The 16,535-nt window shown below is 69.6% G+C and carries 16 protein-coding genes and 1 other RNA gene; all 17 read left to right on the top strand.

What is annotated here, in order from left to right:
• The first annotated feature begins 22 nt into the window (after positions 1 to 22).
• Entirely contained in the window at positions 23 to 535 is a 513-nt protein-coding gene (locus H6A23_RS08475) for a flavin reductase family protein (RefSeq protein WP_204831757.1), read from the top strand.
• 78 nt (positions 536 to 613) lie between these two features.
• Complete coding sequence (locus H6A23_RS08470; RefSeq protein ID WP_075278935.1) at positions 614 to 754, top strand: rubredoxin; 141 nt, start codon at positions 614 to 616, stop codon at positions 752 to 754.
• A gap of 186 nt (positions 755 to 940) precedes the next feature.
• Positions 941 to 1,309, top strand: a transfer-messenger RNA (tmRNA) gene (gene ssrA / locus H6A23_RS08465).
• A gap of 177 nt (positions 1,310 to 1,486) precedes the next feature.
• Positions 1,487 to 2,380, top strand: a complete 894-nt coding sequence (locus H6A23_RS08460; protein WP_204831756.1) for a patatin-like phospholipase family protein — start codon at positions 1,487 to 1,489, stop codon at positions 2,378 to 2,380.
• Between the two features lie 45 nt (positions 2,381 to 2,425).
• Positions 2,426 to 5,095, top strand: coding sequence for a TIM-barrel domain-containing protein (locus H6A23_RS11720; RefSeq protein ID WP_204831755.1), 2,670 nt, complete (start codon positions 2,426 to 2,428; stop codon positions 5,093 to 5,095).
• 174 nt (positions 5,096 to 5,269) lie between these two features.
• Positions 5,270 to 5,710 carry a 50S ribosomal protein L13 gene (rplM, locus tag H6A23_RS08450; protein WP_075278931.1) on the top strand — a complete coding sequence of 147 codons (441 nt, stop codon included), beginning with the start codon at positions 5,270 to 5,272 and terminating at the stop codon, positions 5,708 to 5,710.
• 3 nt (positions 5,711 to 5,713) lie between these two features.
• A complete protein-coding gene (rpsI, locus tag H6A23_RS08445; protein ID WP_075278930.1) occupies positions 5,714 to 6,109 on the top strand; it encodes a 30S ribosomal protein S9 in 396 nt (131 codons plus the stop codon).
• Positions 6,110 to 6,388: 279 nt separating this feature from the next.
• Positions 6,389 to 7,726 (top strand): phosphoglucosamine mutase, encoded by a 1,338-nt coding sequence (gene glmM / locus H6A23_RS08440; protein ID WP_204831754.1) that lies wholly within the window; start codon positions 6,389 to 6,391, stop codon positions 7,724 to 7,726.
• A 569-nt stretch (positions 7,727 to 8,295) separates the two neighbouring features.
• The gene (glmS, locus tag H6A23_RS08435; protein WP_204831753.1) at positions 8,296 to 10,146 is read left to right on the top strand and encodes a glutamine--fructose-6-phosphate transaminase (isomerizing); all 1,851 of its coding nucleotides are present in this window, start codon (positions 8,296 to 8,298) and stop codon (positions 10,144 to 10,146) included.
• A gap of 9 nt (positions 10,147 to 10,155) precedes the next feature.
• Positions 10,156 to 10,725 (top strand): holo-ACP synthase, encoded by a 570-nt coding sequence (acpS, locus tag H6A23_RS08430; protein ID WP_204831752.1) that lies wholly within the window; start codon positions 10,156 to 10,158, stop codon positions 10,723 to 10,725.
• Positions 10,726 to 10,730: 5 nt separating this feature from the next.
• Complete coding sequence (locus H6A23_RS08425; RefSeq protein ID WP_204831751.1) at positions 10,731 to 12,341, top strand: NAD(P)H-hydrate dehydratase; 1,611 nt, start codon at positions 10,731 to 10,733, stop codon at positions 12,339 to 12,341.
• Between the two features lie 24 nt (positions 12,342 to 12,365).
• Positions 12,366 to 13,532, top strand: coding sequence for an alanine racemase (gene alr / locus H6A23_RS08420; RefSeq protein WP_435793493.1), 1,167 nt, complete (start codon positions 12,366 to 12,368; stop codon positions 13,530 to 13,532).
• A gap of 34 nt (positions 13,533 to 13,566) precedes the next feature.
• Positions 13,567 to 14,196 carry a uracil-DNA glycosylase gene (locus tag H6A23_RS08415; RefSeq protein ID WP_204831769.1) on the top strand — a complete coding sequence of 210 codons (630 nt, stop codon included), beginning with the start codon at positions 13,567 to 13,569 and terminating at the stop codon, positions 14,194 to 14,196.
• Positions 14,193 to 14,678 (top strand): tRNA (adenosine(37)-N6)-threonylcarbamoyltransferase complex ATPase subunit type 1 TsaE, encoded by a 486-nt coding sequence (gene tsaE, locus H6A23_RS08410; protein WP_204831749.1) that lies wholly within the window; start codon positions 14,193 to 14,195, stop codon positions 14,676 to 14,678. Before H6A23_RS08415 ends, tsaE begins: the two co-directional genes overlap by 4 nt.
• Before the next feature lie 194 nt (positions 14,679 to 14,872).
• Positions 14,873 to 15,277 (top strand): Fur family transcriptional regulator, encoded by a 405-nt coding sequence (locus H6A23_RS08405; protein ID WP_204831748.1) that lies wholly within the window; start codon positions 14,873 to 14,875, stop codon positions 15,275 to 15,277.
• A 78-nt stretch (positions 15,278 to 15,355) separates the two neighbouring features.
• Entirely contained in the window at positions 15,356 to 15,943 is a 588-nt protein-coding gene (locus tag H6A23_RS08400; protein WP_204831747.1) for a rubredoxin-like domain-containing protein, read from the top strand.
• Positions 15,943 to 16,377 (top strand): DUF3783 domain-containing protein, encoded by a 435-nt coding sequence (locus H6A23_RS08395; protein ID WP_204831746.1) that lies wholly within the window; start codon positions 15,943 to 15,945, stop codon positions 16,375 to 16,377. The genes H6A23_RS08400 and H6A23_RS08395 overlap by 1 nt, the downstream gene beginning before the upstream one ends.
• Positions 16,378 to 16,535 lie beyond the last annotated feature (158 nt).

Raw genomic sequence — 16,535 nt, 5'->3', positions numbered from 1 at the left:
GGCCCATCGGAGAGGAGTGGGAATGGACGCAACGGCACTGTTCAAGTTTTCCTCGGGCCTCTATGTGGTCTCGGCGGACGACGGCGAGCGGGCGGGCGCCTGCCTCGTGAACACGGGGCTGCAGGTGACCGCCGAGCCGCTCCAGGTCTCGGTCACGGTGAACAAGGAGAACTTCACCTGCGGCGTCATCGAGCGCGCCGGGCACTTCTCGCTCGCCGTGCTCGACGAGTCGGCCGACATGCCCTTCGTGGGCCGCTTTGGCTTCAGGAGCTCGGCGGACTTTGACAAGTTCGAGGGTATCTCGAGTGCCGTGGCGTCCACCGGGGACCCGTATCCCACCGAGCACGTCTGCTCATACGTGGCGTGCGAGGTCTGCCAGACCATGGACGTGGGGACGCACCTCACCTTTGTCGGCCGGGTCGTGGACGCGGGGAACCTCTCCGGCGAGCCGCCCATGACGTACGCGTACTATCACGGCACGCTCAAGGGCAAGACGCCGCCGAAGGCCTCCTCGTTTGTGAAGGGCCTGAGCTAGCCCACTGCGGCGGCGAGAAACGCCACCGTTGTGATAGCATTTTCGCACGCACGTTGGACCAAGTGAGAGGAGAGCACCATGGCAGATGAGAAGAAGTACACGTTCCGCTGCACCGTCTGCGGCTGGGAGGTCACCGTTGACACCCCCGAGCTGCCCGAGGACTTCGTCTGCGAGGTCTGCGGCGTCGGCCCCGACCTGTTTGAGCTCGTCGAGGAGTAGCGCCCGAGCACGGTGTGACGGCGGGGCGGCCCTCTGCGGAGGGTCGCCCCTCTTGCCTAAAAGGGGCCTGTCCCCTTTTAGGCAAGTTCGTCGGGTGCAAAACGGGTAGAATACCCTCACGCCGCGCGAGCGGCGCGTACGTTGACAGCCGCATGGTGGTGGTTCTTCTCGCCCCGCCCGGCAACCGGGGGTGACTGGTTTCGACAGGGTGGGTCTGAGATGGGCAGCAGGCCGTGGTCTCCTCGCCACGCTAAACAGGGGAACCGTCAAATTGAATTGACGACAACAACTCTTTTGAGCCCCAGCTGGCTCTCGCCGCTTAATTAGATAGCGGCGCGCCAATCCGGCGATTGCTCCCGTTGCCGGTGCGGTGTCATCTGAGGGAGATGCTCGGGCGGACGTAGCCGGTATGCCGCCCGAAAAGACTGAACCGGCTGGGACGCCAAGCGCGGGCAACCGGGTGCGCGGCGCCTGAGACCCAACCGGTGGCTGAGCCTGGAGACACCTGTCAGGGACCTGCTTTGGACCGGAGTTCGATTCTCCGCACCTCCACCACACGCGCCGCGGCCGTCGGCCCCTCGGGGCTGGCGGCCGCTTTTCTGTGTCGCCCCCTCCTCTGGGGGTTCCCGGGGAGTCTGCCCGCGCAGGTGCCGGCGCGGTCTGCGGGCGCATTTTGTGCAGCGGCGCCGACCGTGCCACAATGTGGCGAGAAAAAACGACGAAGGGGGACGGATGGCCGAGAAGACCGACGTGCCTGCGCTCGTGCTCGAGGGCGGCGGCTTCAGGGGAATGTTCACGGCGGGCGTGATCGACGTGCTGATGGAGCGCGGGCTCACGGGCTTCTCGAGCATCTGGGGCGTCTCCGCGGGCGCCATCAACGGCTCGAACTTCCGCGCGCGCCAGATTGGCCGCATGATGCGCGACACGCTCGCCTTCCGCGACGACCGGCGCTTCATGTCGCTGTGGTCGCTCATCACCACGGGCGACATGGCGGGCGCGGACTTCATGTACGATGAGATCCAGAACCGCCTGGACCCCTGTGACGTGGAGACGTTCAACGCGAGCGAGACGCCCCTCTACGTGGTGGTCTCGGACGTCACCTTTGGCGCGCCGAGCTACCTGCCCGTGCGGCGCTACCCCGAGGACATAGACAAGGTGCGGGCCTCGGCCTCGCTGCCCACGGTCTCCCGCATGGTGGAGATTGACGGGCACCGCTACCTCGATGGCGGCACCACGGACTCCATTCCCTTTGAGACGGCGATGGGCCTTCCTGGGGGCGGCGAGGTCGAGGGCCACGTGCCCGCGCGACGGGCCCTCGTGGTGCTCACGCGCGACAGGGGCTACCGGCGCGGCGCGGGCAGCGAGGCGCTCGCGCTGAAGTCGCACCGCTACGACCGCTACCCCTACTACCTGGAGGCGCTTGCCACGCGCGGGGAGCGCTACAACGCGCAGCGCGAGCGGCTGTGGGAGCAGGAGGAGGCCGGGGCGTGCCTGGTCATCGCGCCTGAGGAGCCGGTGAGCGTCGGCTCGGCCGAGCGCTCGGGGGAGGCGCTGCTCACGCTCTATCTGCAGGGCCGCCGTCAGGCGGAGGCCCGTCTCGCCGAGATAGGCGCCTTTCTCAGCTAGGCCGGGCGCCGGCGGCATGGCGGCGCACATCGACAAGGAGTGCATGTGATCGAGGTCAGAACCTGTCCGGAGCGTCCCTACCAGGCGCTCGTCTCACTGCGCGGCGTCGAGGGGCGCATCTCCTTCCTCGACGAGGGCATCATCCGCGTCACGATTGACCCGGCGGGGGCGTTTGAGCCATATGCGCGCCCGGTCTCGCCGGACCACGTGGCTACGATCCAGGTCCGGCCGGACGAGTCCGCGGCCTACGCTCACCCCGCCGCCTCCGTGCGCGACGAGGGCGATGCGCTCGTGGTCCGCGCGGGCGAGACGGAGGTCCTGCTCGGCAGGGCGGACGGGCGGATGGCGCTGCGCCGCCGGGGGCGTGAGGTACTGCGCGAGGCCGCGCCGGCGCGCCTCGGGGAGGGCCGCTCCACGCAGGAGCTTCGCATCGCGGCGGGCGAGCGGTTCTTTGGCGGCGGCACGCAGAACGGGCGTGTGGAGCACGCGGGCAGCGTGGTGCGCATCGTGACCACGCCCATGAACAGCAACCAGTGGGGCGACGGCGGGGTGGCCTCCCCGAGCCCCTTCTTCTGGTCGAGCGCGGGCTACGGCGTGCTGAGGAACACGTTTGCGCCGGGAGCGTACGACTTTGGCTCTACGGGCGACACGCTCGTCGCCACGCACGAGGACGGCGTCCTGGACGCCTACCTCTTCGTCGCGGACGACCCGGCCGCGGGCCTGCGCGGCGTGGCCCAGTCCGTCCTGCGCGCCTACTTCAAGGTCACGGGCGCGCCCGCGCTGCTGCCCGACTTTGCCTTCTACCTCGGTCACCTCAACGCCTACAACCGCGACGCCTGGTCGGAGGCGCCCGAGGAGGGCGCGCAGGCGTGGACGGTGCGCGGCTCGGCGCCGGCGGACGCCCCGGGCGTCACGCGCTACGAGTTGGGCCGCCGCCGCGGCTACGTGGTGCCCGAGGGCCACGACGCCGAGTCCCTCAACGGCCCCGACGAGGTGCTTCGCGCCTCCGCCAGGAGGTATCTGGGGCAGACGCCGTACGAGTACTCGGCGCGCGCCGTCATCGACGAGCACGCGCGCCATGACATGCCGCTCGGCTGGGTCCTCCCCAACGATGGCTACGGCTCGGGCTACGGGCACAACGGCTACGAGCTGACGGGCGGCGTCGACGCGGGCGGCGCGAGCTCGCCCGAGCGCCTCGCGGCCATCGCGGCCAACGTGGAGAACCTCGCCCGCTTCACGGCCTATGCCAACGAGCGCGGCGTCGAGGTGGGGCTCTGGGCGCAGTCGCAGATCACGCCCTCGCCGGATCCGGACGTCACATGGCAGAACCTGCGGGACTTCCGCGCGGAGGTGTCCCGCGCCAGCGTGCGCGCCCTCAAGACCGACGAGGAGTGGGTGGGGGAGGGCTACTCCTTTGGCCTCAGCGCCACCGAGCAGGGCTACCAGATCATGGCGGAGGAGGCGGGCGCGCGCCCCTTTGTCCTCACGCTCGACGGCTGGGCGGGCACGCAGCGCCACGCCGCCGTGTGGTCCGGGGACCAGGACGGCTCCGACTGGGAGTACATCCGCATGCACGTCCCCACCTACCTGGGCCAGGGGCTCTCGGGCAACCCCAACGTGGCCTCTGACCTCGACGGCATCTTCGGGGGCAGCGCCGTCATCGCCACGCGTGACTTCCAGTGGAAGGCCCTCACGCCCGTCATGCTGGACATGGACGGCTGGGGCACGCTGCCCAAGCTGCCCTACGCGGGCGGCGACCCGCACACCGGCATCTGCCGGATGTACCTCAAGCTCAAGAGCCGGCTCATGCCCTACCTCAAGACCTGCGCCGCCTCGGCGTCGTGCGTCCCCGGCTGGGAGGGCAACGACGACCTCGGCCTGCCCATGGTGCGCTCCGTGCTCCTGGCGGACGAGGCCGCGCCCGCCGAGGCCGCCCGCACCGAGCTTCTGCTCGGAGACGCGCTGCTCGTGGCGCCCGTCTATCGCGCCACGCGCCCAGATGCGGCCGGAAACGACGTCCGCGACGGCATCTATCTGCCCGGCGGTCCGGATGTGACCTGGATCGACTACTTCACGGGCGAGCGCCATGCCGGCGGCCAGACGCTTGACGGCGTGGGCGCCCCGCTGTGGAAGCTCCCGCTCTTCGTGCGCGCGGGCGCGATCGTTCCCTGCTGGCCCGCGCACAACAACCCGCGACGCCGGGGCGAGAAGAACCCGGGCGGCCTCGACCGCGGCGTCCGCGCGATCGAGTTCTGGCCCGCCCCGGGGGAGAGCCGCTACGTGGCCTACGAGGACGACGGCGTCTCCTTTGGCGGGCACGTCTCCACCGCCCTCGCGTGCGGCGAGAAGAACGGCGAGGTCGTACTTCTCGCCGAGGCGTCGCGCGGGGGCTACGAGGGGTATGACCCCCTGCGCTCGACGACGTTTCGGGCCTTCGTCCGCCAGCGGCCCGCCACGGTGCGCGCCTGGTGCGGCGACGAGGAGCTTCGCGCCGTGGAGGCGGCGAGCCGCGAGGAGCTCGAGGCGCGCGAGCCCGCCCCCGGCACGGTCACGTGGCTCTTCGAGGGCGCGCCCGCGATAGAGACCTTCGCGCCGGCCGAGGAGCGCGTGCTCGCGGGGATGGTCGCCGGCGTGCGGGGCGCCCCGCGCGTGAGCGTGCGCTTTCCGCGGGCCGACGTGAGCGCCTGCGGGCAGCGGGTTCTTCTCGGCGCCTGAGCCGGGGCGGCACGGCCCTCGTGTACGGCTTGTGTGCAAGAAATTCACCTGCTCAGCCGGTGCGCGATGCGCTATACTCTTACAGCTTTTCCACAGAGCCCCGTAATCTCTGACAAAAAAGCACGGCGGTTTGTCCAGAAGCCGTCATCTCAGCAGGTACGTAGGAGGAGTCAAGTGAAGAAGTCGACTCAGTTCGCCAAGGCTGGCGAAGTCGAGCGCAAGTGGGTGCTCATCGACGCCGAGGGCGCGACGCTCGGCCGTCTGGCCACCACCGCCGCCATGATTCTTCGTGGCAAGAACAAGCCGCAGTACACCCCCAACGCCGACACCGGTGACTTCGTCGTCGTGATCAACGCCGACAAGGTCGTCCTCACGGGCGTCAAGGCCGATCACAAGCAGTACTGGCGCTACTCCGGCTATCTCGGCGGCCTCAAGCTCGAGAGCTTCCGCGAGGCCATGGAGAAGCACCCCGAGCGCGTCGTCGAGCACGCGATCAAGGGCATGCTCCCCAAGACCACCCTCGGCCGCAAGCAGGGCACCAAGCTCAAGGTCTACGCCGGCCCCGAGCACCCGCACACGGCCCAGAACCCCGTCCAGATCGATTGGAGGGCCTAACCGATGGCTGAGAACACCGTAGTCTACTCCGGCACCGGCCGCCGCAAGGAGGCTGTCGCCCGCGTCCGTCTTGTCCCCGGCACCGGCAAGGTCGTCGTCAACGGCCGCGAGGCCGCACAGTACTTCGGCCGCCAGCAGCTCGTGGACAACGCCATTGCCCCGCTGCGCCTGACCGAGACCGCCGAGCGCTTTGACGTCCTCGCCAACTGCGACGGTGGCGGCATCACCGGCCAGGCCGGCGCGCTGCGCCTCGGCATCGCCCGCGCCCTCCTCGACGCCGGCGAGTACCGTGAGGACCTCAAGAAGGCTGGCTTCCTCACCCGTGACGCCCGCGCCGTCGAGCGTAAGAAGTACGGCCTCAAGAAGGCCCGCAAGCGCCCGCAGTTCTCCAAGCGCTAAGACCTCTTTCCAAGCGCCTTGTCAGGGACCCGTCGCAGCCGCGGCGGGTCCCTTTTTGCGCCGCGTCACCACAGAACCTCGCACCTCGTGTATCTATCATAAATTGCAAATTTAAAAAGATGTATTGAAGGCGCTGAAAGAGCGGCTAGGTGCGAGGTATTTCGAGCGCAAGCGGCAAGAGGGCGTCCCCCGCCCCCTATTTATGCAACAATGAGTGGGTCTTTTAGTGCAGACCACTTGGCCGCCGTCGGCTGCGGTGGCCTCGGGGAAGGGGATACCATGAAGTACTTCGGCACCGACGGCTTCCGCGGCCGCGCGAACGAGGGGCTCGACGTCGAGCACGCCTTCAAGATCGGCCGCTTTGTGGGCTGGTACTACGGCGCGCGCCAGGACCGCAAGGCGCGCGTGGTGGTGGGCAAGGACACGCGCCGCTCGAGCTACATGTTCGAGTCCGCGCTCGTGGCTGGCCTCGTGGCGTCCGGCGCCGACGCCTACCTGCTGCACGTCATCCCCACGCCCGGCGTGGCGTACGAGACCGTGGACGGCCGCTTCGACTGCGGCATCATGATCTCGGCCTCCCATAACCCCTACACCGACAACGGCATCAAGCTCGTGAACGGCGAGGGCTACAAGATGGACGAGGACGTCCTGGAGAAGATCGAGTCCTACATCGACGGCGAGGTCGACGTGCCGCTCGCCACCGGCGACGCCATCGGCTGCACCGTGGACTACATGCAGGGGCGCAACCGCTACATCGCCCACCTCATCGCGAGCGCGAACTTCTCGCTCCAGGGCGTGAAGGTCGGCCTGGACTGCGCCAACGGCGCGGCGTCGTCCGTCGCCAAGCCCGTCTTCGACGCGCTGGGCGCCGACGTCCGCGTGATCAACAACAGCCCCGACGGCTTCAACATCAACGTGGACTGCGGGTCCACCCACATTGACCGCCTGCGCCGTCACGTGGTGGAGCAGGGCCTTGACGTGGGCTTTGCCTACGACGGCGACGCCGACCGCTGCCTTGCCGTGGACGAGCGCGGCAACGTGATCGACGGCGATCTCATCCTCTACATCTGTGGCGTCTACCTCAACAAGCACGGCCGCCTCACGGCCGGCACCGTGGTGCCCACCGTCATGAGCAACTACGGCCTGTTCAAGGCGCTCGACGAGGCGAGCCTCTCCTACGAGACCACCGCCGTGGGCGACAAGAACGTCTACGCCTGCATGCGCGAGAACGGCTACAGCCTGGGCGGCGAGCAGTCCGGCCACATCATCTTCGGCGACATCGAGTGCACGGGCGACGGCATCATGACGTCGCTGCGTGTGATGGAGGTCTACCGCGCGGAGCGCGAGAAGCTCTCGCAGCTTGCCGCGCCGGTGAAGCTCTATCCCCAGGAGCTCGTGAACGTACGCGTGACGGACAAGGACGCCGCCATGTCCGACGAGGGCGTGCTCGCGGCCGTCAAGAAGGCCGAGGAGTTCCTCGCCGGGCGGGGTCGCGTGCTCGTGCGCGCCTCCGGCACCGAGCCTCTGGTGCGCACCCTCGCCGAGGCGCCCACTGACGAGCTCTGCAAGCGGGCCAACGCCTTCGTGCTGGACGCCCTGGAGAAGTTCCGCGCGTAGGAAGGCCGGCCTCACGCCGCAAGGATGTCGCGAGTCCCCCGCAGAGGCGTTGCGCGGGGGACTCGCGACGTTTCTTGGGCGCAAAACGTCGCGCGCGCCCCGCAGGGGCGCCGTGCGGGGGATTGGCGACGCGCCCGCGCGGGGTGGGCCGCGGCCGATTAGAGAATTGCGGTCGTTGCGCGTCTTCCGCGCCCGGCGGTTAGGAAAGCGGGGTCGTTGCGGCGCCTGGATGGGCGAGGGTTAAAAACCGCCCGTCATTGCAGGCGCGGGGCGCACCCGCGAGGTTCTTCTCGCCACATGGGCGAGAAGAACGGGCCGCCCGCGGCCCGATGTGATGCAGCAAGCCCGCGTTTTTAACCCCGGGGGCAGCGATGGCTGCAACGACCGCGGCTCACTAACGCGGGGCGGTCCCGCGGCTGCAACTGCCGCGGTTCCCTAACGGCCCGGCGCGGAGGTGGCCGCACTGTTACGGCATGACGCGGTTTCCGGGTCTGTTGCGGGCGGGGTATGGCGGCACTGGTACAATCAGGGCACGTGACTCAAACGCACCCAACCATGAGGAGGTCCGCATGTGCGGAATCGTGGGCTACACCGGGCGTGACCAGGCGGTTGGCTACCTGCTCGAAGGCCTCTCCACCCTCGAGTACCGCGGCTACGACTCCGCCGGCGTCGAGGTCGTAGGCGCAGACGGCGAGCTGCATGGCGTCAAGTGCGCAGGTCGCGTGGCCACGCTCGTCGAGCGCTGCGAGACCGCGAACCTCGTGGGGACCTGCGGCATCGCGCACACCCGCTGGGCCACGCACGGCGCCCCCACGGACAAGAACTCCCACCCGCACCGCGACTGCACGGGCCGCATCGCCATCGTGCACAACGGCATCATCGAGAACTTCCGCGAGCTGCGCGGCTATCTGCAGCGGATCGGCCACACGCTCGTCTCCGACACGGACTCCGAGGTGATCGCCCACCTCATCGAGGACGCGTGGGCGGGCCCCTGCAGGGGCGACCTCGTGACCGCCGTGCGCCACGCGTGCCGCCGGCTCAGGGGCTCGTGGGCGCTCGCCGTCGTGTGCGCCGACGCCCCCGGCGAGATCGTCTGCGTCCGCAACGGCTCGCCGCTCGTGGTGGCCTCGACGGAGCGGGGGGCCTACGCCGCCTCGGACGTGACCCCGCTCGCGGGCGTGACCTCCCACGTGATCCAGCTCGAGAACGGCCAGTTTGCCCGCCTCGAGCAGGGCGGCGCCGTGACCGTCTACGACGAGGAGGGCCTCGTAGTGGACGCCCCCACGACGGTGGACATTGACTGGGACGCCTCCGCGGCGACGCTCGGCGGCTATGCCGACTTCATGGCCAAGGAGATCGCCGAGCAGCCCGAGGCCATCGAGCGGCTGCTCTCCGGCCGCCTCGGCGAGAAGGGCATCGTGCTCGACGAGCTCTCCATGAGCGAGCGCGAGCTTGCGGCCATCGACCGCGTCTACCTCATCGCGTGCGGCACGTCCTATCACGTGAGCCTCATCGCGCGCACCCTCATCCAGACCTGGGCCAAGGTTCCCGTCATCTGCGACTACGCCTCCGAGTTCAACTACGAGCAGGACGTGCTCGTGACGCCGCACACCCTCTGCGTGATCATCACGCAGTCGGGCGAGACGGCGGACACCCTCACCGCGGCGCGGCGTATGAGGGGGATGGGCTGCAAGGTCTTTGCCGTGACCAACGTGCTCGGCTCCACGGCCGCGCGCGAGGCCGACGGCGTGCTCTACGTCCAGGCGGGGCCGGAGGTCTGCGTGGCGTCCACCAAGGCCTATACCGCGCAGATGGTGGCGAGCGCCCTTCTCGCCCTGCGCCTCGCCCAGGCCAAGCGGCAGATGGACCTGCCCGAGGTGGGGCGCCACTACCGCGACCTCTGCACCCTCCCGGACCTCATCCGCGAGGTCATCTCGCGCTCCTGGCAGGACAAGCGCGCTGCCGTGGTCTTCCGCCGCGCGCACTCGGCGCTCTTCCTCGGCCGCGGCGTCAACGCCACGACGGCCTACGAGGGGTCGCTCAAGCTCAAGGAGATCAGCTACCTGCACGCCGAGGCCTATCCGGCGGGCGAGATGAAGCACGGGCCCATCGCCCTGCTCGAGCCGGGCTTCCCGGTGGTCGCCATCGTGCCGGCCGACCGCGTGCACGACAAGACCGTCTCCAACATCCAGGAGGTCATCGCGCGCGGCGCCACGTGCGTGGCGGTTGCCACGGACGGCGACGAGGCGGTGGCCTCGCTCGTCGAGCACGTCCTGTGGATCCCGCCGGTGGCAGACGAGCTGCTCGTCCCCATCGTGGCGGTGGTGCACCTGCAGATCCTCGCGCGCTATGTGGCTCGGACGCGCGGCTGCGACGTGGACAAGCCGCGCAACCTCGCGAAGTCCGTGACCGTCGAGTAGGTGGCGCGGATGGCGACGGCAGGCATAGGGGTCGACATGCTCGAGATCTCGCGCATGGAGCGCGTGCTCGAGCGCCGTCCCAGCTTCGCGCGCCGCGTCTTCACGGACGAGGAGCGCGCCTACTGCGAGAAGAGCGCGCGTCCGGCGGAGCACTACGCCGCGCGCTTCGCCGCGCGCGAGGCCGTGCTCAAGGCGCTGGGCACGGGCTTTTCCGGGGGGATTGGCCTGCGTGACGTCTCGGTGACGCGCGATGAGGCGGGCCGGCCCCGCGTTCTTCTCGCCGGCCGGGCGGCCGAGGTCGCGCGCGAGAGGGGCGTGCGGGAGATCGCGCTCTCGATCTCGCACACGAGGGACGTGGCAGTGGCGAACGCGCTCGCGGTGACCGACGAGGTGCGCCCCGCCCCGCCCGAGCGCGATGACGCCGCGCGCCAGCTGGCCGCCTCCTTCAAGGAGGCCCGCGCGGTGCTCGACGAGCTCGAGCGCGTCCAGGAGGGCCTGCTCGACGACATGGCGCGGGGCGGCGCCCCTGGCGCGGGCGACCCCGAAGACCCGGTTGGACAACCTTCTCTCGAGGAGTGATTCATATGCAGCCTGTGCTTAACATCGAGGACGTGAAGCGCGTCGAGGTCGCCCTCACGCGAGAGGGCGTGAGCGTCTCCGAGCTCATGCACCGCGCCGGCTTTGCCGCGGCGCAGGAGGTCGTCGAGCTGGGGGACGTGGACAACGTCGTGGTGCTCGTGGGCCTGGGCAACAACGGCGGGGACGGCTGGGTGGCCGCCGAGGCGCTCCACTCGCGCGGCATCAACGTCAAGGTGGTCACCCCGATCGAGCCGGACGAGCTCGCGGGCGACCTCGCGCGGCAGGTTGCGCAGAGCGCCGTGAAGTCGGGCATCAGCCCCGTGGTGGGACCTTCCCGAGACGAGCTCGAGGGCCTGCTCGAGACGGCCGACGTCGTGCTCGACTGCATGCTCGGCACGGGCTTTCACGGCGAGGTGCGCGCCCCCTTTGACATCTGGATCGAGTGCGTGAACGCCTGTCCCGCGCGCGTGGTGGCGGTCGACGTGCCGAGCGGCCTCTCGGGGCAGACGGGCCATGCCGCGCGCTCCTGCGTGATCGCCGACATGACGGTCACGATGCTCGCCCTCAAGCCGGGCCTTCTCGCCGACGACGGGCGCGACGTCTGCGGCGCCATCGTCGTGGCGCCGCTCGCGGAGCAGACCGAGCGGCTCGTGATCGAGGCGGACCCGGTGGCGTGGCGCACGGACCTCGCCGACTACCTGGGCGTCCTCGCGCCGCAGACGCTCTCCGTGGACAAGTTCTCGCGCGGCTCGGTGCTCGTGGTGGGCGGCTCGCGCCGCTTCCCGGGCGCGGCGGTCATGGCCGCGCGCGCCGCGGCCCGCATGGGCGCGGGGTACGTGACGCTTGCCGTGCCCGCCTCCGCCGCACTCGCCGCGCAGGCGCACCTGCTCGAGATCCCCGTGGTGCCCCTGCCCGAGGATGCCGAGGGGACCATCTCCGCGGACGCCCAGGACGTCGTGCGCAAACTGGCCGAGGGCGCCTCGGCCGTGCTGGTGGGCCCGGGCATGCGCGTCTCGGGCGGAACGTCGTCGATCGTCTCCGCCCTTCTCGGCCTCGACGTGCCCCTCGTCATCGACGCGGACGGGCTCAACTGCCTCTCCCGCCTCACCAACGGGGCGCTCCCGGACTTCCCCGAGATCACGAGGCGCCGCGCGCCGCTCGTGCTCACCCCGCACCGGGCCGAGCTCGGCCGGCTCGTGGGGCAGGCCTCCAACCCGCCCGACTCCCTCGTGGGCCAGCTCGATGCGGCCCGCAAGATCGTGTGGGCGGACGGCGGCTCCGAGCTCGTGGTGGTGACGAAGGGCTGCGCCACGGGCTGCGTGAGCGTGGAGCAGGCCGTGCTGCCCAAGCCCGGCCCCGCGGCGCTCGCCACGGCGGGCTCGGGGGACGTGCTCGCGGGCATGATGGCCTCGGCCCTCGCCCAGCGCGCCGGCGAGGACGTCGACCTCGCGCTGCTCGCCGCGTACGTGTGCGAGATCCACGGCTACGCGGGGTCGCTTGCCGCGGAGCGCGTGGGCTCGCATGCCGTCATGGCATGCGACCTCATCGACGTGGTCGGCCTCGCCTCGGACGCGGTGGAGGAGCACGCCTCCTATCCTGACGGGCTGGCCGAGTAGGCCGCGGTGCGAGGGGAGATGGCCATGGGCAGGGATTCCGTGAAGAGCCCGGACACCAGGTGGTCCTGGGTCGAGGTGAACCTCGCGGCGCTGCGGCGCAACGTCACGGCGTTCCGGCGCCTGATCGGGCGCGGCACGCAGATGATGTGCGTCGTCAAGGCGGACGCCTACGGCCACGGCGCGGTGCCGTGCGCGCGCACCATGCACGCCGCGGGCGCCAACCAGTTTGCCGTCGCCACCGTGCGGGAGGGCATCGCGCTGCGCGAGGCCGGCATCGAGTGGCCCATCCTCATTCTCTCCGAGCCGCCTGTCGACTGCGTGCGCACGCTCGTGGAGTACGACCTCATGCCCGCGGTCTACACGGCGGACTTTGCCCTCGCCCTCGGGGAGGCGGCCGCCGCCGAGAACCGCGTGGCCCGCTACCACCTCGCCATCGACACGGGCATGACGCGCATCGGCGTGCGCCGTGCGGACGTGGTGGAGCTGCGCCGCACGATCGACTTCCACCGCGGGCTGGAGTGCGCGGGCACCTTCACGCACTTCGCCACCGCCGACGTGCTCGACGACTGGGACTTCGCCCTGCAGCTCAACCGCTTCCGCGAGGCCGTGGAGGCGCTGCGTGGCGCGGGGCTCGACACCGGGCTCGTCCACTGCGACAACACGCCGGGGACGATCCTTCACCCGGAGTGCCGCTTCGACATGTGCCGCGTGGGCGTGGGCCTCTACGGCCTGCACCCCGCCGAGACCACCTTCGGGCAGATCGATCTCGAGCCGGTCATGAGCGTGCGCGGCCGCATCGTCCGCGTGCTCTACCCGAGCGTGGGCGACGGCGTGGGCTACGGCCTCACGTATCGCGTTCCCAAGCAGAACATCCAGATCGCCACCGTTCCCATCGGCTACGCCGATGGCCTCGCGCGCGAGCTCTCCAACAACATGGACGTCCTCGTGGGCGGGTGCCGCTGCCGCCAGGTCGGCAACATCTGCATGGACCAGTTCATGTTCGCGGTGGACGTCAACGGCGCGCGCTCGTATCGCCCCACGCGGCCGGTCGAGTACGGCGACGTGGTCACCGTCATCGGCGCGGACGGCGACGAGCGCATCACCGCCGACGAGATGGCCGCGCTGCGCAACACCATCAACTACGAGGTGGTCTGCGACTTTGGCATGCGCCTGGAGAAGATCTATGCCTAGGCGCTCCGCAGCTGAGAGAAGGGGGCTCGACCTCATGGCCGTCATGCACATACCCGGGCACGAGCACCAGAAGCCGCGGGAGGTCACGCTGCAGGAGATCCGCGACCTCATGGGCAACTGCCAGCTCTGCCCGCTGGGCGCCACGCGCACCAACCTCGTCTTCGGCGTGGGCAACCCGCATGCCCGCGTGATGTTCATCGGCGAGGGCCCCGGCCGCAACGAGGACCTGCAGGGCGAGCCCTTCGTGGGCGCGGCCGGCCACAAGCTGGACGCCCTGCTCAGCTGCGCCGGCCTCACGCGCGACGAGATCTACATCGCCAACGTGGTCAAGTGCCGCCCGCCCGGAAACCGCAACCCCAGGCCGGAGGAGATCGAGGCCTGCGCGCCCTTCCTGCGCGAGCAGATCCGCTCGATCTGGCCGGACGTCATCGTGTGCCTGGGCAACTTCGCCTCGCAGTTCGTGCTGCGCACCAACGCCGGCGTGACCACGCTGCGCGGGAGGCTCCACCAGACCGGGCACTTCGTGGTGTGCCCCACGTTCCACCCGGCGGCCTGCATCTACCACGCAGAGTGGCAGCCGCTGCTCGAGGCCGACCTCACGATGGTGGGGGAGTGGCTCGCCGCCCACCCCGCCGAGAACCCCGCCGAGAGTGAGGCACGATGAGCGAGAAGAGCTTCCGCACGCGCTCGCGCGAGGAGACGATCGCGCTCGGCGAGCGGCTCGGCCGCGCGCTCGAGCCCGGTGACGTGCTCGTGCTGACGGGTGACCTCGGGGCGGGAAAGACCCAGCTCACCAAGGGCATCGCCGCGGGCATGGGCGTGACCGACGACGTCACGAGCCCCACCTTCACCATCGAGATGGTCTACGAGGGCGCCGAGATGCCGCTCTATCACTTTGACCTCTATCGCCTGGACGACCCGGACCAGCTGGAGGACACGGGCATCTTCGACGTGCTCGGTGCCGACGGCGTGTGCTCGATCGAGTGGGGCGAGCAGTTCGCGGACGAGATCGGCGACGCGCGCGTGGACGTCTTCGTGACGCGCCTCGACGACGAGGCCGCACCCGGAGAGGAGCCGCCGCGCGAGGTGCGCCTCGTCGCGCACGATGCGCGAGGCGAGGCTCTTCTCGCTGCCCTCTCATCCTGACAAAGGCGCCGGGGGCGTTTGTCAGGATCGGCTGCTGCTCCGCCGCCAGAGGTGCGTCCGGCGAGAAGAGCAATCGCGGGCCGCAGCGGCAGGCGATTCGCGACACCCGGCAGGTCGCTCAAAATAGGAAAGATTCTCAATTGAGATTTAGTCTCAATATGCTATAGTGTCCCTGTCACGAGGGGAGGGTGGACATGCCAACGAGAAACACCGTGCAGCGCTCGATTATCGAGGACGTGCTGCGGCGCCTGGCGGACCACCCTACCGCCGACGAGGTCTATGAGGCCGTTTGCGAGGAGCATCCCACGATCAGTCGGGCGACGGTTTACCGTACGCTCAACAAGCTCTCCGACGAGGGGGAGATCGGGCGGGTGCGCATCAACAACGGCGCGGACCGCTTTGACCATCGGTCGTTTCCGCACTACCACGTGCGCTGCGTGCGCTGCGGCAGGGTGGACGACGTGATGATCGGGCCGCTCGGCGAGGGCATCGACGAGGCGGCGGCCGTGGCGTCCGGCTATCGGATCTGTGGCCACAGCCTGCAGTTCGACGGCGTCTGCCCCGCGTGCCAGCAGGAGGCACCTACGGACCGGCCATAGGGCCCGGGACGTGTGCATAGGAGAGGACGGCGAGGTCGAGGGGACCTCGCCAACCTGAGAAAACGAGGAGGTTTTACGATGGACAAGTGGGTCTGCAAGGTCTGCGGTTACATCTACGAGGGCGCCGAGCCGCCGGCGGAGTGCCCGGTCTGCCACGCTCCGGCCAGCCAGTTCGAGAAGGTCGAGGGTGAGCTTAAGCTCGCCGCCGAGCACGAGTACGGCATCTACGGCAAGACCGTGAAGGACAACCCCGACATCTCCGACGAGGACAAGGCGTTCATCCTCGAGCAGCTCAAGGCCAACTTCACCGGCGAGTGCTCCGAGGTCGGCATGTACCTCTGCATGGCGCGCATCGCTCACCGCGAGGGCTACCCCGAGATCGGCCTCTACTGGGAGAAGGCCGCCTACGAGGAGGCCGAGCACGCCTCCAAGTTCGCCGAGCTGCTGGGCGAGGAGCTTGAGCCCAACATGAAGGCCTCCACCAAGGAGAACCTGGCCTGGCGCGTCGACTGCGAGTTTGGCGCCACCGCCGGCAAGGTGGAGCTGGCCACCTGCGCCAAGAAGAACAACCTCGACGCCATCCACGACACCGTCCACGAGATGGCGCGTGACGAGGCCCGTCACGGCAAGGCTCTCAAGGGCCTGCTCGAGCGCTACTTCGGCTAATGGCTGGCCGGCCCAAGAAGAGGGCCGCCGGATCGAAGAAGGTCAAGCCCTCGGGGCCCGCGGCATGCGCGGTGCTCTGGGGGCTTGACCCCTCTTCCGAGAAGGGCGCGGCGGTCCGGGCGGTGCTCAAGGAGATGGGCGTGGTGGCGCGCACGGCGCTGCCGGAGCGCCTGGGCGATGCGGCGGGCGCCTTCGCGCGGCTGCCGGGGTTCCGGCCGGTGCCGCTTCCCTATGCCGGTCCGGCGCCTGCGGCGGAGGAGTTCGTACTTCTGTGTGGCCTCGCCGACGCGCAGGTGGACGAGTTTCTCTCCCGCTCGCGCGAGGCGGGATGCGCGGTGGGCCCCAAGGCGCTGCTCACCAAGACCAACCGCGCCTGGCCGCTCGTGCGCCTGATTGACGCTGTCTCCGCCGAGCACGCAGCCAACGCGACCTGACAAAGGTGCCGGGGGCGTCTGTCAGAACATTTCCTGACAGACGCCCCCGGCACCTTTGTCAGGTTGTGGCGGAAACTGCGCCGGTTGTGCGGCGGCCTCGCGATTGCGCCCCCTGCGACTACACTTAAGCTGCCGTTAAGCTGTCCAAAGTCAGGGGG

The organism is Olsenella uli (assembly GCF_016900775.1).
In the GTDB taxonomy this organism is placed as follows: Bacteria; Actinomycetota; Coriobacteriia; order Coriobacteriales; family Atopobiaceae; genus Thermophilibacter; species Thermophilibacter uli_A.
Note: the sequence above shows the minus strand (reverse complement) of the source record. Positions and strands in the feature narration are given on the sequence as shown.

Bases quoted from the DNA above. Each gene is read 5' to 3' on its own strand.
- H6A23_RS08475 (WP_204831757.1), top strand. From the start codon at position 23: ATGGACGCAACGGCACTGTTCAAGTTTTCCTCGGGCCTCTATGTGGTC.
- H6A23_RS08470 (WP_075278935.1), top strand. From the start codon at position 614: ATGGCAGATGAGAAGAAGTACACGTTCCGCTGCACCGTCTGCGGCTGG.
- H6A23_RS08460 (WP_204831756.1), top strand. From the start codon at position 1,487: ATGGCCGAGAAGACCGACGTGCCTGCGCTCGTGCTCGAGGGCGGCGGC.
- rpsI (WP_075278930.1), top strand. From the start codon at position 5,714: ATGGCTGAGAACACCGTAGTCTACTCCGGCACCGGCCGCCGCAAGGAG.
- glmM (WP_204831754.1), top strand. From the start codon at position 6,389: ATGAAGTACTTCGGCACCGACGGCTTCCGCGGCCGCGCGAACGAGGGG.
- glmS (WP_204831753.1), top strand. From the start codon at position 8,296: ATGTGCGGAATCGTGGGCTACACCGGGCGTGACCAGGCGGTTGGCTAC.
- acpS (WP_204831752.1), top strand. From the start codon at position 10,156: ATGGCGACGGCAGGCATAGGGGTCGACATGCTCGAGATCTCGCGCATG.
- H6A23_RS08425 (WP_204831751.1), top strand. From the start codon at position 10,731: ATGCAGCCTGTGCTTAACATCGAGGACGTGAAGCGCGTCGAGGTCGCC.
- alr (WP_435793493.1), top strand. From the start codon at position 12,366: ATGGGCAGGGATTCCGTGAAGAGCCCGGACACCAGGTGGTCCTGGGTC.
- H6A23_RS08415 (WP_204831769.1), top strand. From the start codon at position 13,567: ATGGCCGTCATGCACATACCCGGGCACGAGCACCAGAAGCCGCGGGAG.
- tsaE (WP_204831749.1), top strand. From the start codon at position 14,193: ATGAGCGAGAAGAGCTTCCGCACGCGCTCGCGCGAGGAGACGATCGCG.
- H6A23_RS08405 (WP_204831748.1), top strand. From the start codon at position 14,873: ATGCCAACGAGAAACACCGTGCAGCGCTCGATTATCGAGGACGTGCTG.
- H6A23_RS08400 (WP_204831747.1), top strand. From the start codon at position 15,356: ATGGACAAGTGGGTCTGCAAGGTCTGCGGTTACATCTACGAGGGCGCC.
- H6A23_RS08395 (WP_204831746.1), top strand. From the start codon at position 15,943: ATGGCTGGCCGGCCCAAGAAGAGGGCCGCCGGATCGAAGAAGGTCAAG.